At 43.9% G+C, this 15,906-nt stretch carries 15 protein-coding genes and 1 pseudogene; 9 read left to right on the top strand and 7 right to left on the bottom strand.

Annotated features, from left to right (window positions below; genetic code table 11):
• Nucleotides 1-192: 192 nt before the first annotated feature.
• The 3 genes from AACT19_RS15680 to AACT19_RS15670 form a co-directional block, all read right to left on the bottom strand.
• Nucleotides 193-1,485 carry an extracellular solute-binding protein gene (locus AACT19_RS15680; RefSeq protein WP_076647190.1) on the bottom strand — a complete coding sequence of 431 codons (1,293 nt, stop codon included), beginning with the start codon at nt 1,483-1,485 and terminating at the stop codon, nt 193-195.
• Between the two features lie 287 nt (nt 1,486-1,772).
• Entirely contained in the window at nt 1,773-2,375 is a 603-nt protein-coding gene (locus AACT19_RS15675; protein WP_009846307.1) for a 2OG-Fe(II) oxygenase, read from the bottom strand.
• A 170-nt stretch (nt 2,376-2,545) separates the two neighbouring features.
• The gene (locus tag AACT19_RS15670; protein ID WP_076647188.1) at nt 2,546-3,577 is read right to left on the bottom strand and encodes an L-dopachrome tautomerase-related protein; all 1,032 of its coding nucleotides are present in this window, start codon (nt 3,575-3,577) and stop codon (nt 2,546-2,548) included.
• Between the two features lie 354 nt (nt 3,578-3,931).
• On the opposite strand from AACT19_RS15670, the gene AACT19_RS15665 reads away from it, so the two are divergent.
• On the top strand, nt 3,932-4,720 hold the full coding sequence (locus tag AACT19_RS15665; RefSeq protein WP_076647185.1) for an MBL fold metallo-hydrolase: 789 nt from the start codon (nt 3,932-3,934) through the stop codon (nt 4,718-4,720).
• A gap of 75 nt (nt 4,721-4,795) precedes the next feature.
• Here the strand turns inward: AACT19_RS15665 and AACT19_RS15660 are convergent, their stop codons facing one another.
• Together AACT19_RS15660 and rimK are read right to left on the bottom strand one after the other, a co-directional pair.
• Nucleotides 4,796-5,224 (bottom strand): ATP-dependent zinc protease family protein, encoded by a 429-nt coding sequence (locus AACT19_RS15660; RefSeq protein ID WP_004733090.1) that lies wholly within the window; start codon nt 5,222-5,224, stop codon nt 4,796-4,798.
• Between the two features lie 32 nt (nt 5,225-5,256).
• The gene (gene rimK / locus AACT19_RS15655) at nt 5,257-6,162 is read right to left on the bottom strand and encodes a 30S ribosomal protein S6--L-glutamate ligase (RefSeq protein WP_010428457.1); all 906 of its coding nucleotides are present in this window, start codon (nt 6,160-6,162) and stop codon (nt 5,257-5,259) included.
• A gap of 603 nt (nt 6,163-6,765) precedes the next feature.
• On the opposite strand from rimK, the gene AACT19_RS15650 reads away from it, so the two are divergent.
• Both AACT19_RS15650 and AACT19_RS15645 read left to right on the top strand, forming a co-directional pair.
• Nucleotides 6,766-8,550 carry an SgrR family transcriptional regulator gene (locus AACT19_RS15650; protein ID WP_076647182.1) on the top strand — a complete coding sequence of 595 codons (1,785 nt, stop codon included), beginning with the start codon at nt 6,766-6,768 and terminating at the stop codon, nt 8,548-8,550.
• Nucleotides 8,551-8,737: 187 nt separating this feature from the next.
• Nucleotides 8,738-9,799 (top strand): MBL fold metallo-hydrolase, encoded by a 1,062-nt coding sequence (locus tag AACT19_RS15645; RefSeq protein ID WP_076647179.1) that lies wholly within the window; start codon nt 8,738-8,740, stop codon nt 9,797-9,799.
• A gap of 147 nt (nt 9,800-9,946) precedes the next feature.
• On the opposite strand, the gene AACT19_RS15640 is transcribed toward AACT19_RS15645, so the two are convergent.
• Nucleotides 9,947-10,372 carry a MarR family winged helix-turn-helix transcriptional regulator gene (locus tag AACT19_RS15640; RefSeq protein WP_076647176.1) on the bottom strand — a complete coding sequence of 142 codons (426 nt, stop codon included), beginning with the start codon at nt 10,370-10,372 and terminating at the stop codon, nt 9,947-9,949.
• 97 nt (nt 10,373-10,469) lie between these two features.
• On the opposite strand from AACT19_RS15640, the gene AACT19_RS15635 reads away from it, so the two are divergent.
• The 4 genes from AACT19_RS15635 to AACT19_RS15620 all read left to right on the top strand — a co-directional run bounded on the left by AACT19_RS15635 (nt 10,470) and on the right by AACT19_RS15620 (nt 13,870).
• Nucleotides 10,470-10,961, top strand: a complete 492-nt coding sequence (locus AACT19_RS15635) for a DUF2798 domain-containing protein (RefSeq protein ID WP_076647173.1) — start codon at nt 10,470-10,472, stop codon at nt 10,959-10,961.
• Nucleotides 10,962-10,994: 33 nt separating this feature from the next.
• Nucleotides 10,995-11,300 carry a DUF3861 domain-containing protein gene (locus AACT19_RS15630; RefSeq protein ID WP_017069212.1) on the top strand — a complete coding sequence of 102 codons (306 nt, stop codon included), beginning with the start codon at nt 10,995-10,997 and terminating at the stop codon, nt 11,298-11,300.
• Nucleotides 11,301-11,506: 206 nt separating this feature from the next.
• Nucleotides 11,507-12,271 carry a hydratase gene (locus tag AACT19_RS15625; RefSeq protein WP_076647170.1) on the top strand — a complete coding sequence of 255 codons (765 nt, stop codon included), beginning with the start codon at nt 11,507-11,509 and terminating at the stop codon, nt 12,269-12,271.
• 240 nt (nt 12,272-12,511) lie between these two features.
• A complete protein-coding gene (locus AACT19_RS15620) occupies nt 12,512-13,870 on the top strand; it encodes a Na+/H+ antiporter NhaC family protein (RefSeq protein WP_076647167.1) in 1,359 nt (452 codons plus the stop codon).
• 143 nt (nt 13,871-14,013) lie between these two features.
• Here the strand turns inward: AACT19_RS15620 and AACT19_RS15615 are convergent, their stop codons facing one another.
• On the bottom strand, nt 14,014-14,574 hold the full coding sequence (locus tag AACT19_RS15615) for a cysteine hydrolase family protein (protein ID WP_076647165.1): 561 nt from the start codon (nt 14,572-14,574) through the stop codon (nt 14,014-14,016).
• An 89-nt stretch (nt 14,575-14,663) separates the two neighbouring features.
• On the opposite strand from AACT19_RS15615, the gene AACT19_RS15610 reads away from it, so the two are divergent.
• Together AACT19_RS15610 and AACT19_RS15605 are read left to right on the top strand one after the other, a co-directional pair.
• A complete protein-coding gene (locus tag AACT19_RS15610; protein ID WP_076647162.1) occupies nt 14,664-15,596 on the top strand; it encodes a GlxA family transcriptional regulator in 933 nt (310 codons plus the stop codon).
• Between the two features lie 110 nt (nt 15,597-15,706).
• Nucleotides 15,707-15,889, top strand: a pseudogene (locus tag AACT19_RS15605) (AraC family transcriptional regulator); the annotation flags it as partial.
• Nucleotides 15,890-15,906 lie beyond the last annotated feature (17 nt).

Raw genomic sequence — 15,906 nt, 5'->3', positions numbered from 1 at the left:
CACTAGCGCGATATCAAGGAATGCATCCAGTTGAGTTATCGTTGTTGGAGCAAGAAATGGCGCCAATGAAGAACCTCCTCACGCCTTGCCATCACGTTTTTAATAACGTAGTGACAAGTGGTGAGGAGCAATGAACGGCTTTTGGTTTGTTAAGCCTTTAGTTCAGTTATCTGCTCTAGATAAAAAGCAGAATTAGTTCATGGTTCGAGCGAAGCGTTTCAGTAGTTTGCTGCTCTCATCTTCGACCTTGTCTAGGCTGTTCTCGACACTAGAGCGGCCTGCGAAGATGTTATCGAACTCACGGTGCATCACTTCACGGATCTGCGGGTAATAACCTAGGCGGTAGCCTTTAGTCCACTCGCCCGATTTAAGGCTTAGCTGCTTTACGCCCACTTCCGCGTCTGGCTGTTCTTTGTAGTAACCAGATTCTTTCGCTAGTTCATATGCAGCAGTCGTTACAGGCACATAGCCAGTGGTTTTGTGCCAGTAAACCTGAGTTTCAGGCTTAGTCAGGTAGTCAAAGAATGCTGCCACACCTTTGTCTTGTTGTTGGTCATGGCCATTGAGTGCAAACAGAGCGGCACCACCAATGAAGGTTAAACCAGCATCTGGGTTAACTGATTTCCAGTATGGAAGGTAAGTTGTGCCTAACTCGAAAGGTACGCGGTTACGCAAACCACCGAATGAACCTGAAGAGCCCATCCACATTGCCACTTCTTGGCGCTCGAAAGGCGTTTGGTTCGCATCCCAGTCGCTGCCGTAATACTTGTAGTAACCTAGATCTGACCACTCTTTCATCTTGCTAACGTGCATCATCATGTCTTTGGTGTTGAACATGATTTTAGTGGATAGGCCGTCGTAGCCGTTGTTCTGGTCAGAGACTGGCAGGTTATGGCGAGACTTGAAGTTCTCGAACATGATCCATGGCGTTAGAGATTGAGAAAACGCAATGTGGCCTTCTGCTTTCAACTTCTTGGCCACTATTTCTAACTCTTCATAAGTCTTAGGCGCGTCGGCACCCACTTCCGCAAGAAGGTCTTTGTTGTAGTAGAGAACTGGTGTCGAACTGTTGAAAGGCATACCAATCATCTTGCCTTGGTTGTCTGCATAGAAGTTACGAACGCCCGCTAGGTAATCATTCGAATTAAAGTTGTAGCCAGACTCAACCAGAATATCTTGTACGGGTTTGGCGACACCTTTAGCGTTCATGATGGTTGCAGCACCGGCATCGAATACTTGTAGAATGTTAGGAGCTTCGCCTGCTCGATATGCTGCGATACCCGCTGTTAAGGTCTCTGTGTATGAACCTTTATAGATTGGCGTGATCTTGTAATCATCTTGTGACGCATTAAAGTCAGTCGCAATTTTATTGACGGTTTCTCCAAGTTGGCCGCCCATTGCGTGCCACCAAGTGACTTGAGTCGTTGCGAACGCTGGCATTGCCGCTGTTGCGGAAAGAACGCCTGCCAAAATTAGCTTATTCATCTTCTTTTCCTTTTGGATGAAATCGATGTAGAGGTATTGAATTAGAGTATTAACGAGACGGTAGGGGTGTCGTTTGAAGCTATCTTGAACAGGCCATATTTCACTTACGTGGCTAAACCGTTTCAGTGATATGAAAGATTCGTTTCGATTTTATTTAAGAGTAAAGTTATTGATGGTTTTGATGTTGAACATGTTCGGTTTTTAAGACGTTTTATTGAACAACTGTTGTTCAATAAAAAAGCCTCTCGATGGAGAGGCTTAGAAGAAGGTTCGATGTGGATACAGATTTAGTGTGCGATGTCCAATTGGTTGTCTTTCACACCGTTAATACGGAACCAACCAGCGATACTGAATCGCTCGGTGTTGGTTGGCAGTACCTCGTGTGGGAACTGTTCAGACAAGAATACCAACAGTCGACCACCCTTTGGTGGAATGGTCGCGATGTGATTGTCTTTTAAATCGTAAACCACGAGCTCCCCTGCGTCTTCCTCAGACCATTCGTCATTCATGTAGAATACTGTGGTCAGGCGGCGGTTTTCGTTGCCTTTGAAGCAGTCTAAGTGCTTCTGGTAAAAGTCACCTTTTTCATATTTTGCAAAGTGCGCTTCGTATTCGAACAGACCTAAAAAGAACGCTTGGTTTGCCTCTAAACGAATTTGTTCCATTTTGTCTAGGAACAGAGATGCTGGTTCGCCCATATCACGGCGTACCCACTGAATTTTGTCACTACGAATCGTTGCTTCTCGTGCTACGTCATCGTTACGGCCGATCCTAGCCTTTTTCCAGTTCTCTGGAATGCAATCCCTCAATGCCACCACTTCTTCGTGAGTTAAGAAGTCATCCCAAACAAAGTAACCTTGGGTAGAAAGAGCATCGATCAATTGGTTCATGTATAGCACTCAGACAATAAATTAGAGGCGCATATATAGTCCGAATAACTTAGGTCACCAAATCACATGTTTTGTCGTTACGATAAATGTCTTTCGTTTACTCGTAGAAATAGGGAAGGGGCTCTTCAGAAAGGAAAGTGAGCCAGTATAAAAGGCTCACTTTCGTTTGATTATCGGCCGGTCGTTCCTGTCGCCAGTGCTTTGATTTTTACGACTTCGAATGGTCTGATGCCAGTATCTTTGCCGTTATTTAAAGCTGCGGTTCGGTTCAGCTGATTGACAGTTACATAAACATAGCCATCAGGACCAAATGACATGCCATCAGGCCAAGTTTGGTTCTCTGACAGCGTCGCAATAATTCGGTACCCTTTTGGTGTGGACACACCAATTGCATTGTTCTCAATATCCGTAACATAAACGTTCTGAGCACTGTCTACAGTAATACCATCTGAATAAGGTTTGTCTGCGTATCTTTTAATATTGTCTGCGACAGTCTTTCCATCGTTATCGAACTCACTCGCTTTCACTCGATAAATAGTGCGTCCGTTGACAGCTCCGAAATAGATCCATTCGTAAGATGGATCGATCGTGATTGGGTTTAACGCAAAACCAGTTTTACTGTCGGCCTTCATCGATGGGTGGTTTTCTGCCACTCGAACCGCTTCTCCCGTCTTTAGGTCAACCGTTACAAAGGCTGGAATGGCTTCACTTTTTAGATCGTTCTGGGTCATATCAGCAATGATAATACGTTGTCTTTTTTGGTCTAGAGCAAAGTCTTGTAGGAAGCTTGTCGGTTTTAGAACAGAGGCGGGTATTTTTATCGTTTTTACTAATGCTTCATTGCGAGTATCCCAGCCCGTTATGGAATGAGTTGCCAGATCGAGAATCCACGCGATTCCGTTATCATCGGTACGAATGGCAATGACAGCTTTAAATTGAGAGTTTTCACCTTGTGCATATTTCATCGTCGGGTATGGCGTTTGATTTCCAGCCACGCTTAACTCGATGACTTTAGTCGTTGGATGATCGAGCGGATGAACGCTTAACAATAAACGCCCATCTGGTGTAACCGAAGGGTTACCTGGGCGTTCAGTCATGGTCGCGACCACGGTAGCTTGTTTTGGAGTGACCTTTGCCTCTGCATGTGCATAAGTAGACAAAATTGCGCTCGCTAGTACGGTGTGGATTATTGTTTTTTTCATTTTCTTTCCCTTGATAATTTACGCAAATGTTACCAATGGGTTAACAATCATCAACAGCGTTGTATTTGTTACACTTTCAAAAGAAATTTGATAATTAGCTTTAACCTATTCATATCAATGCGTATTGATAATCAGTTAAATTGAATTTAGTTCTTAAAAATCATAATGATGAAGGGGTTGTAATGTTGTGATTACCTTTTTCGAGTAACAGGTTCATTTTTTTGTTATCAGTGTTAGTAATTTTGAACTCACAAAACCACACTTCGTTGATCTTTGCTATATTCTGGTTAGACCACTTGTTGCTGAACTGTTAATTTGTTCTGAACGGCAGGAATAACGAATAGGAATACGGTTTTGCAACTCCATACCATCAAAGGCTATATCCAAGACATGTATCTCGTAGAGTACCCTGACAGGTTGTTGTTACTTGATGGTGCGTGCCGAGCCGACATCCCGCATTTGAAGGATTTTATTGAAACCGAGCTTATGCGTGATTTTGCTGATTTACATACGGTTGTGGTTACGCACATGCATCCAGATCACGCAGGGGCAGCGCACAAACTCAGAAAGCTCACGAATTGTCATTTGGTGGCAGCAAATCGAGATAAGGATTGGTACCACGGCATCGATGGCATATTGATGCATTTGACCGATTTGGCATTAGCACGGTGGATGGCGAACCGATTGGGTAAGCCCAAAGCAAACCTTTGGTATTCAAGAAAGTTGAAGCCGGACTACAAGTTGTCGGATGGCGATAGCATTCCGGGTTTTGATGATTGGTTGGTTCTGGAAACTCCGGGCCATACCGACAGAGATCTTTCCGTCTATTGCCCATCACACAGCGTTGCTTATGTGGCGGACTTAATGGTCGAGGTTAAGAAGAAACTGATTCCGCCGTTTCCTATCTTTCATCCCAATAAGTATCGAGCGTCGGTATCTCGTGTCTATGACATGCAGCTCGACACCTTGCTGGTGGCGCATGGGGGACAAGTGAATTTGAGTGAGCAAGCGTTTGAACACCTGTTGATGAGTGCGCCAAGAAGGCCAGTGACACATTGGCGAGTGACTAAAATCAAACTCAAAGGTTTGGTTAAATCTGTTTGGCGATTTGGGTTTAAAGATAAAAAAAATCGCCATAAATAATAAAGGCCAGTCTTAAAGACTGGCCTTTATTATTGCGCGTTGTTGACTCACTATTTGAGCTGTGGAGCAGTTCAATTAGTGAGAAATTAGAAATTCACCCGCTGGGTCAACAATCACTTTGTCACTCATGCCTTGACGACCAAGCAGCATCATATAAGTCATATCTTGACGGTTGCTCAGTGTGATATCGATAGGCCATTCTTGACCACCAATTTTTAGCATGGTTTCAATCACACAACGGTGTTCAACTTCGCCGTTCGATGACTTGATTCTTTTACTTGTTTTCAGCTTCGCCTTGCAGCGCACTGTTTCTTCTAAGTGGTAAACGTCTGGGTGAAGATCGAACTCAACGAAGTTTTCACCATCTGTTTTTACACATAGTAGATTGTCTACGTGTAGAGAAGAGGTTTGAGCCCCTGTATCAACACGCGTATGTAGTCCAGTTATCCCTAACTCTGGTAAGCAAAGTGCTTCTGTATTCCCTATGATCATTTTATTGTTCATGTTTTTTCCAATCATGAGTAAACGGCGTTTAATCAGCCTTTGCCACGAGTACGGTTAGCGTTTGGTTTTGCATTTTTCTCGATAAATCCGAAAATCATGTCTGCTACATCTTTACCTGTCGCTTTCTCTATACCTTCTAGGCCTGGAGAAGAGTTCACTTCCATTACAACAGGGCCATTCTTAGATTGTAGAATATCGACACCACATAGGTTTAACCCCATGATTTTAGCTGCATTGATCGCTGTAGCGCGCTCTTCTTTGGTTAGTTTAACCAATTGAGCTGTACCGCCACGGTGCAGGTTAGAGCGGAATTCACCCTCACCAGCTTGACGTTTCATTGCTGCAATAACCTTGTTACCCACAACAAAACAACGGATGTCTGCGCCATTAGCTTCTTCAATGAACTCTTGAACCAAGATGTTCGCTTTTAGGCCCATGAATGCTTCGATAACGCTTTCAGCTGCTTTGTTTGTTTCTGCTAGAACAACACCGATACCTTGAGTGCCTTCAAGAAGCTTGATAACCAGTGGCGCGCCACCTACGTTTTTGATCAAGTCTTGAATCTTGTCTGGGCGGCTAGCGAAACCTGTTTTTGGTAAGCCAATACCTTTACGAGACAACAGTTGTAGTGAGCGCAGTTTGTCGCGAGAACGACTGATTGCTACTGACTCATTGATACAAAAAGTGCCCATCATTTCGAATTGGCGAACAACCGCAGTGCCGTAAAAGGTAATGGAAGCGCCAATACGTGGAATAACAGCATCGTATTGAGGTAGCTCTTCACCCATGTAGCGAATCTTCGGATTGTTACTCGCGATATCTATATCACAGTGCAGCGTGTCGATAACATCGACCTGGTGACCACGAGCTTCTCCAGCCGCTTTTAAGCGAGAAGTAGAGTATAGGTTTTCGTTGCGAGAAAGAATTGCGATACGCATGGCGTTTCCTTAGTTAATACCTGATTGGTAACTGCAAATAAATGAGTTGTTAGCTGAGCTTTCAGTTTTTCTGAGGCTCTTTGCTTGCTTCGGGGCGAACCTTAAGGCTTTTCGTTTAACTAAGAAAACGAATTAAATTTGTCGAGTCGACAACGGAAATTTATCGAATGTGTGAGCGATTGGTACAACTAGGTTGAGAGGGAGTTTGGAATGGAAAAGCGAGTTGAGACCTAACTCATATTGGGGGTAGGAGCCTATTAGGTTGTACTCAACTCGCGTTAACTCGGTGCTTAAAAGTGTACTAATAACGCCAGTTACATAGCTCTATAAGTGTTCGTAGTGCTTCTCTTTCGAGCTTGCTACAGGTGCTTTTTAGCTTATTAAGATAGTATTTTCTCATGATGATTACTTCTCTTGTATTAGGCTTTGGTGGGAGCTCAAAGTTCCTTGTTGACCCATTAATTATGGTTACTTAATAGGAAGTAATAAACAGATGGGTTTTTACTAAGTTGTTCCTGTTTTTGTCTTTTATCGCTACTTTTTGACTGATGTGTTTTATAATGGGCTTAATCAGGAAGGGTTGTTTCTAAAAAGGTTCATTATTTGTCTGATCTAAACATGATGCGTTACTACACAAGGCTGGATTCGTTTGAGCCTAATCTTTCACACTCGGTGACCTTAACCGAGGTCGCAGACAAGCTGTTCACCAGTTTACGCCATGCACGAACTTTGTTAGGCAAGATGCATCAGGCTGAATGGGTAATTTGGGAGCCAAAAGTCGGTAGGAATCAACGTTCAAATTTGACTTTGCGCTTTAGTAATCAACAGCTGACTCAACACGTTGCCGGTAAACTGATAGAGCAGGGTAAGTACGAAAAAGCGCTCTCACTTTTAGACAATGACCGCGCTGTATTTGGTTCTCTCCTTCAAGAAACCTCTGGCGCGACGATGCGTGAAGGATTGCTGCACGTTCAATTGACCTATAAGCGTAAGTTTGAAGACCTGTTCCCACATCATATTCACCGCAGTAGCGAACGCTTTTTGATCAGGCAAGTGTTCAGTTGCTTAGTCACTTGTAATGGTAAGGGCGAGTTGAAGCCTGAACTGGCACACCATTGGGAATATGATGCTGAAAAATTAGTTTGGACTTTCTATTTGCGCCCCGGCCTAACTTTTCACGATGGGCAACCCGTCGACGCCAAGCAACTCGTTTCGTTGTTTTCAGCCTTGCAACCCCTACCTTTCTATCAGATAGAGTTAGCCCATGTCGCTTCGGTTTACAGTGAACAGCCATTGAGGATCAGCTTTCAACTCACCAAAGCAGATACGGGCTTTGCTGGTTTACTTGCTGGCGTTAAATATTCGATTCAACCCGCAGCGCAAGTAACTCGTGAACCGTCTCCATTAAGTTCTGTGTCCCATGCTGTTATTGGTACCGGTCCATTTAAAGTGGTTGAGACCAATAATGAACGAATCAAGCTTGCTGCGTTTGAGTACTATTATGGTTGTCGCTCTTTAACCGATGAGGTGACCATCTGGCAGTTTGAAGAGTCGATGACGGGCAGTGCTCGATTCGATGACAGCCAAATGCAAGTCTCGTCTTATGAAGATTCTTCTTGTTTCCATCAGTTAGGGAAAAGCGATACGGAGCTTGTTTCTGCAGACACAGATGGCCTTCGTAGCCGAGTCGAGGATGGGTGCTTATTTATCCTGTTCAATCAGAATTCAGCGGCAACTCCGCTTAATAATGAGCAGCGAAAATACCTTTCAGAACTGACCAACCCACAAGCGATTTTATCTCAGTTGGAAAAAAATAAGGGTTTGTTCAGTGTCTCTTTAGCTCAAAACATACTGCCAATTTGGCAAAAACTGTATCGAACGCCTTCGAAAGAAGCACAATTACCGAAAAAGATGAGTATTGCAGTTTATGACTATTATGCGTTGTACCGATGTGCCATCTGCGTTTCAGACATATTGAAACGATATGGTGTGGAAGTTGAGGTGAACACCTACAGTTTTCGAGAATTGGCGCAGCTCTCTCAGAGTGGTGAGTTAAAGGAGGATCTGGTGTTGTGTAACCTGAATCTCGATGATAATGCCCCGTCTTCGCTGTTTTCGTGGATGATGAATGATCCTGTTTTGCACTCTGCTTTGGGAGAGGTGAACAGTGATTGGCTCAAGCAGCGCTTGGATAGTCATAAAGCATCCGTTGAACTGCCTAATTACTTGGCAGAGTTGGAGCCCGTTGCATCCACGTTGATTTCTGATTATTGGCTAGTGCCTATGTTCCATCACCTACAAACAGTTCGTTTCCAAGGCATTTTGAAAAACGTGGCCATCACAAACTGGGGATGGCCAGACTTCAAGAATGTATGGTCTGCTGATTAACCTTTCTTACTAACTAAATAACTAAGTTAGCTCGTTTTCAAAGTCGGTTTTTCCAAAATCGACTTTGGCACGCTCACGTCTAGATAAATGAAAACTTACACTCATTGGTTTACTTTTTGATTTTGATATGTACACTAGTCAGTGTAGTTTTTGCGTTGGGATAGACCCAATGATTAAAGAGATACCAATGAAAAAATATCTATTACCGATTTTAGGAGTACTTGCCGTGGTCGCTATCGTAAGCACAGGTTCACAATCAAACGACAATCTAGATAAGCTTCCAAAGAAGTTTGTAAACAGTGAGCTGGAATACAAATCGGGTATGTCTGATATTTTTTCAATCTTGAAAGCATACGTGACTGTGGAAAGAAACGAGCCCGTGCCGCGCGCTGCATTGCCTTTGATTCCAATGACAGCTGAGCAATTGATCGAAGAACAAGACGACGTTGCTTACCGCTTAGGTCACTCCAGTGTGATGATGAAACTGGATGGGAAGCTAGTGATGACTGACCCTGTGTTCAGTGATCGTGCATCACCCGTGCAATGGATGGGGCCAAAGCGTTTTCATCCAACACCAATTACGCTGCAAGAGCTACCCGATATTGATGTGGTGGTGATCAGTCACGATCATTATGACCATTTAGACAAAGGTGCCGTTAAGGTGCTCGCCGACAAAGTGGGTACGTTCTTAGTGCCATTAAGAGTGGGCGCACTATTGGAAAAGTGGGGCGTGGATAAAGAGAAGATCATCGAATTGAACTGGTGGGAATCGGCAACGGCCTCAGACATTGAGTTCACGTTAACGCCGACACAGCACTTCTCTGGACGTGGCTTGCTTGATCGTGACCAAACACTGTGGGGTAGCTGGGTTATTAGCGCTTCAGACAAGAAAGTCTTCTTTAGCGGTGATTCTGGTTACTTCAGCGGCTTTAAAGAGATTGGTGAGCGCTATGGGCCGTTTGATTTAACCATGGTTGAAACGGGCGCGTATAACTCTCTTTGGGCGGATATTCATATGTTCCCAGAGCAGAGCGTTCAGGCCCACATTGACCTGCAAGGTAAGGTGATGATGCCAATCCACAACAGTACCTTCGACCTTTCTATGCACGATTGGCAAGACCCAATGGAACAAGCTCTGGCGATTAGCAAAGAGCGAGATGTGCAAATGGTAAGCCCCGTGATGGGTGAACGTTTGGTGATCTCAGAGCCGGTACCCGTTCAGGCATGGTGGAAACTGGCATCGAATTAGAGCTGTTACCTAATTAGAACGGACATCTAATTAATACTCTCATCTAAGTGAGAAGTAGTCATATTGCTAATCTATATAAAGCCAGTTGATACAAAAAACGCCACCGATCATTCGATTCGGTGGCGTTTTTTCGTTTTATTTTGAAGATCAGCTTTCTAAGTTCTGCGCCATTTTCATCGCAATTTTTCTGAATTGCTCTAACTCATCTTCGGCCATGCCTTTGGTCATTCTCTTCAGCATGTCTCGATCTATATCCGAGACCTTAGTCATGATCTCTTGACCCTTATCGGTCAGAACCAATAACTGGCTACGCTTATCTTCTGGGTTCGGAGATTTCTTTACAAGTTCCTGACTGATCAAAGCGTTAATCAATCGAGTGACCTGTGCTTTATCGCGATTTAGGAAGTGTGCGATATCGATAGCCGTACATGGAGACTTCTTGGTAATGATCTTCATGACACGAATGTTCATTGGTGCGATCTCTGAGTCTAAGCTCTCAATCTGCTCGCTCATTTGACGTTTCAAAGAGTGCACCAAACGAAAAATAGATTCTAGCGATGTGTTATCAGACATAAACGATCCTTAGAAATGTAGTTGACATTATCAACTACTGTATTTATAGTTGACATTATCAACTTAATTGTTAGTAAATTCAAGACAGGAAATAGATATGACGATTCAAGCAACTCTAACGCCAACTCTTCCTGAGCAAAAAGGCACACCGGTTTTATACAAAATTTTGGTCATGATGAGCTTAATGCTGACGATTGGCGGCAGTTTAACGGCCGTGATGACTTACATGAATGTCGGATTCGGTGAGGCATTCATCGGCAACTGGCTATCTTCGTTAGCCCTAGTTGTCGTAATTATGATGCCAATGGGTGTGGCAATGATGACTTTGGTTACTAAGTTGGTCGCCAAGGTATTACCCAATTACGGCGAGAAAGCTCGCAACCTAATCGTGGGATTGATTATGGCTTTTATCATGGAGTCCATCATGGCATTTGTAACAGCTGCAAATAATATTGGATTTTCGGATACATCGGCGTTTACCAGTGGATGGTTTAATGGATTTATTGCCGCGCTTCCTATTGGCCTTACGATCATGGTCGTAATGTCGATGACGGTTAAACCTAAGCTAGAACGATTCATGAAGAGCTAGCCAAAACATTTCACAGCATTGTAGGAGATCCACATGAAAGCATTTACAGGCAAACACAATAACTACCGCATCACTATTGAAGAAGTGAGCGTTAAAGAAGACCGCGAACTTCAAACCATGCAGTTTGAAATTGAAGACAGAGAAAACATGTTCGCGATTGTTGAGAAGATCAAACAAGACAGCGGCTTAGATGAGCAATCAGCAGCACGACTGGGTGTGAGTATCCGCTTACTCGGCCCATTGATGATGCAAGATAGAAAGCATCCTTTGTTTGTTAATTTTATGCCTCACTTCAGAGACTTCATGCAAAACCTTAAGAAGACCTTGAAAGGGCAGTAAAGCCTAACTATCAGTAATACATCAAAAAGTCAGTAATCAACTTACTGGCTTTTCTTAAATTTAAATCAAAATAATTTCAGTTGTTTGCGTCTAGAATATGCGAAAATTGATGGCTGAATTTTCGGTGTTGCACCGTTGTTTAATTGTCTATTCAAGCTTCAAGAAATCCGATATTATACTGGTCATAAAACTAAAGGTGGTATTATATGACAAATGTATTTAAGCAAGCAGCTGAAGAATTGCTAAGTCGCCGCGTTGCGGGAACTAAAGCACCAAGATTGGACGAACAGTACCGTCCGAATAACTTGGAAGATGCGCTAAAGATCCAATCATCAATGATCGATCTTAAGAGCGACAAGGTCGGTGGTTGGAAGTGTTTGCTTCCTTTGGCTGAAGACAAGTTCATTGTTGCGCCTATCTTTTCGGGTAGTGTTCAACAAGGCGAGGTTTGCGAACTGTTTGCTGACAACGACGTAGTACGTGTTGAGCCTGAAATTGCATTTACTCTTGCTAAGAGCTTGCCTGCAAGCCAAGAAGGCTACAGCGAAGAGCAAATCAACGACGCGATCGGTTCTTGCCACATGGCACTTGAGTTGATGCAGTCTCGTTTTGCTGATGACAGCGGTGCTGAGTTCTACGAAAAGCTTGCTGATGGCCTAGTGAACCAAGGTCTGTTCATTGGCCCTGAGATTGATCGCGAAAAAGCGTTCACTTCTGCTGAGATCAATATCGAAGTGACTCAAGGCGAACAAGTTCAAGCATTCGCAGGTAAGCACCCAAATACATTCCCACCAAGCCCGATTTACTGGCTGATTAACTACATGACACGTCGTGGTGTTGATTTCCAAACGGGTGAAGCCATTATCACGGGCTCTTACTGCGGTATTGTAGAAATGGGATTCGATAAGCCAACGACCTTCCACTACGAAGGCATTGGTGAATACCAAGTGACGTTCCAACAAAAACGCTAACTTAGCAAAAGCCTTAAGTAAGCAAAAAGCTAGCTTCTGCGTAAACGCTATCTGTTCTCGAAAAGCAATCTGTTCTCAAAAGGCTATTTACTGGTGAGTAAATAGCCTTTTCTATTATGTGATGTTCAATGGTGTGCTTATTACTTTGCATTAAATTGGGCGTTTAGACGTCTAGACGTTGACAAGCTCTAAGTGTGACATTAGTCTGCTCACCTTCCTGTTCTATTGTGTTGTCGTTCCATGTCCAATTCAAAAAATTCTAATGCTGTAATTGCACCTTCTGCAGTTGCGCTTATCCCTCTGATCGTGTTCCTAGCGCTGTTTATTGGTGTAGGTACGTACTTGTCACTGCAAGGCGTCGATTTTGCTTTCTATCAGCTTCCAGCTCCGATTGCGGCTTTGCCTGCGGTGATGCTAGCGTTGTTGCTAAGCAAAGATAAATTGAACCGCGCTATCGAACAATTCTTAGGTGGAGTCGGTCACAAAGACATTATCGCAATGTGTATGATCTACCTATTGGCGGGTGCTTTTGCGGCTGTAGCTAAAGCGTCTGGCGGCGTAGACGCGACGGTAAATCTTGGTCTATCTGCGATTCCGACAAGCATGATCCTGCCGGGTATCTTCCTGATTTCAGCTTTCATCGCGACAGCAATGGGTACCTCGATGGGTACAATCGCTGCGGTTGCACCTGTGGCGTTAGGTATTGCTGACTCAGCTGGCATGAGTATTCCTCTGACTGCTGGTGTTGTTTTGAGTGGTGCTATGTTTGGTGACAACCTTTCTATCATCTCTGATACCACGATTGCCGCGACACGTTCGCAAGGCTGTGAGATGAGAGATAAGTTTAAAGAGAACATCCGCATTGCACTTCCTGCTGCGCTGATTGCGATTGTTATCTTTGCTTTCAACAGCACGGCAACTCAAGTGCCTGAAACGGGTCCAATTGAGTGGCTGAAAGTTCTGCCGTACATCACTATTCTGATTCTTGCGGTATCGGGCATGAATGTGTTCGTTGTGTTGACGATTGGTATCTTGCTAGCGGGTGGCGTGAGCCTAGGTTCTGTTGAGAACTACGGTATGACTGATTACGCTCAAGACATCTACGCAGGCTTCGGCAACATGCAGGAGATTTTCTTATTGTCGATGCTAATTGGCGGTTTGAGTGAGCTGATGCGTCGTCAAGGTGGATTGGCGCTCCTGACTAACTTAGTAAGTGGTGTGATTCGTGCATTTGGCTCTTCACACTCTAAGCAAGCGAATGGCCGTGCGAGTGAGTTAGGCATTGCTGGCTTGGTATCTATGGTGAACCTATGTACGGCAAACAACACAGTAGCGATTATTGTGTCTGGTAGCGTGGCTCGCCAATTGGCGGAAGAGAACAATGTGTCTCCACGTCGTTCTGCAAGCTTGTTGGATATTTTCTCTTGTGTGATTCAAGGCGTATTGCCTTACGGTGCGCAGGTATTGCTATTAGGTTCGGTATTTAACCTATCGCCTTTGGATATTGTAGCTAACTCTTATTACTGTTTTGCACTTTCAATCGTGGCTGTAGTCGCTGTGTTTATCAAACACCCAGCGCGTCAAGTGGCTCAAGCTTAGTAGCAATTGTTCAAGTTGAGTGATCTCAGACTCTAATAAGAAGGCTCCGAAAGGGGCCTTTTTTGCGCCTGAAAGAATTGTTTGGAAGCTAATTCTGATTTGAATATAGACAAAACCGCCCATGTAGACGGTTTTGAGTCTGACTAAAGTTGGCTTTCAAGTTCGCTGGCTGTCGCGACATTGCAGTAGCCAAAGCTCAGTGCTGCCATGAATGCGGCATGGACATGCGCAGCTGGAACCTTAATACCGTTGAATTCCATGTCTAAGGTAGTGCAAGCATCATGCGCTACGTGGCATTCATAGCCTAAATCGGTAGCCGCTCGAGTCACAGCATCGATACACATGTGGCTCATTGCGCCAACGATGATCAGTTTCTCAATGCCTTGATCTTTGAGCACTTTGTTCAGTTCGGTGTCCCTAAAGCTATTGATTTGATGCTTTACTATGACTGGCTCACCGTCTAGCGGAGTCACGCTTCTGTGGATTTGAGCACCGTCTGAATCTGGCAAGAAGAAGGGTGCTTCATTGGTTGGAAATTCATGGCGTACATGAACGATTGGTAGTTGCTTGTCTCTGAAAGCCTTTAATAACTGTGTACCTTTTTCGGCTGCTTTCTCTGTTTCAGACAGCGACCATTTTGCACCTTCGTATGAAGGGAAATAGTCATTTTGAAAGTCGATAAGTAGTAGTGCAGTGTTCTTCATATTCTATACCTTTGTATTTAGTGTGTTGCGGTGTAGGGATATTATGAATACTCTGTAGTTTTTATCGCACGTCAAAAATGACAGACTCTATGGCAATAGTGACAAAATCAGTAATGGTCGAAATCATCGACTATCCAGGCTCTCTGCAAAGTGCCGTGTTTGGCGTGAAAGAGTTTCTGCAGATGGCAAATTCTCTTGAACCTTCGGCTGAGAAGACTCAATTCAACGTTCAGATCCAAGCGCATGACAGTGTTAGCGTATCGAACGCCGATATCATCATACTCCCACCGAATTTAGATGGTTGTTACTATCTAGAGCCGAGTGACACCTTGCTTGAGTACCTGATTGAGTCTCACCAAAGGGGGGCGATACTTTGCTCAGCTTGTGCGGGCGTGTTTATTTTGGCGAAGACGGGGCTACTGCAAGGTCGAACCGTGACAACCCATTGGCAAGCACAACAAAAGTTCTCGGATCTCTATTCGGACATCGATGTCGATATCGACAAAATCTTGATTGATGACGCTGACATCATCACAGCTGGTGGTTTGATGTCGTGGATGGATCTGGCTTTGTTTATCCTGACTAAATACACGACACCGACCAACACTCGTAATCTAGGTAAATACCTAGTACTCGATACGGGCTTGAGAGAGCAGCGCTACTATCAGAGTTTTGTGCCGAACTATGCTCACGGCAATGGCAAGATTGTCTCGGTGCAGCGTTTTATTCAGAAGCATCATCATCTCCCTTTGTCTCTTGATCAATTGGCTGAAGAAGCGTTTATGACTCGAAGAACTTTTATTCGTCAATTTACCAAGGCGACCAGTTTTACGCCTATCAATTACATCCAACACGTACGTATTCAAAGCGCATGCGAGTTATTGGAAAGCTCTCGTAAACCGGTAGAGCAGATCAGCTATTTGGTTGGTTATGAGGACGTAAACAGCTTCCGAAAAGTCTTCATGAAAATCATCGGGTTAACACCATCAAGATTTCGTTCTAGATTTCTTTCTGAGGAATGATTTACCATAGATTGATATTCAATACTTATCACTCGCACTGATTCAATGGTTCACTTACTGAATATGTGACGTGATATTGAAATGATCTTTTCTCGAACATAAATGGAATTTTGATGCTCGCTATTCCCTTGCCATTTGTTGCTGCTCTTTTGTTATTTATCACGGCCGTTTTGCTTCGATATAGTTACCCACAAACAAGTCAAAAACCATTTTGGTTTGTCATGTTGTGTGCATTTATGATTACTGTCGTTGGGCTACGTTGGACGTTTGATATTGCACTGTTCCGTTTCTTATACCAATTCCATTAAAT

The organism is Vibrio sp. 10N.222.47.A9, assembly GCF_963872585.1.
Classification (GTDB): Bacteria; Pseudomonadota; Gammaproteobacteria; order Enterobacterales; family Vibrionaceae; genus Vibrio; species Vibrio splendidus.
Note: the sequence above shows the minus strand (reverse complement) of the source record. Positions and strands in the feature narration are given on the sequence as shown.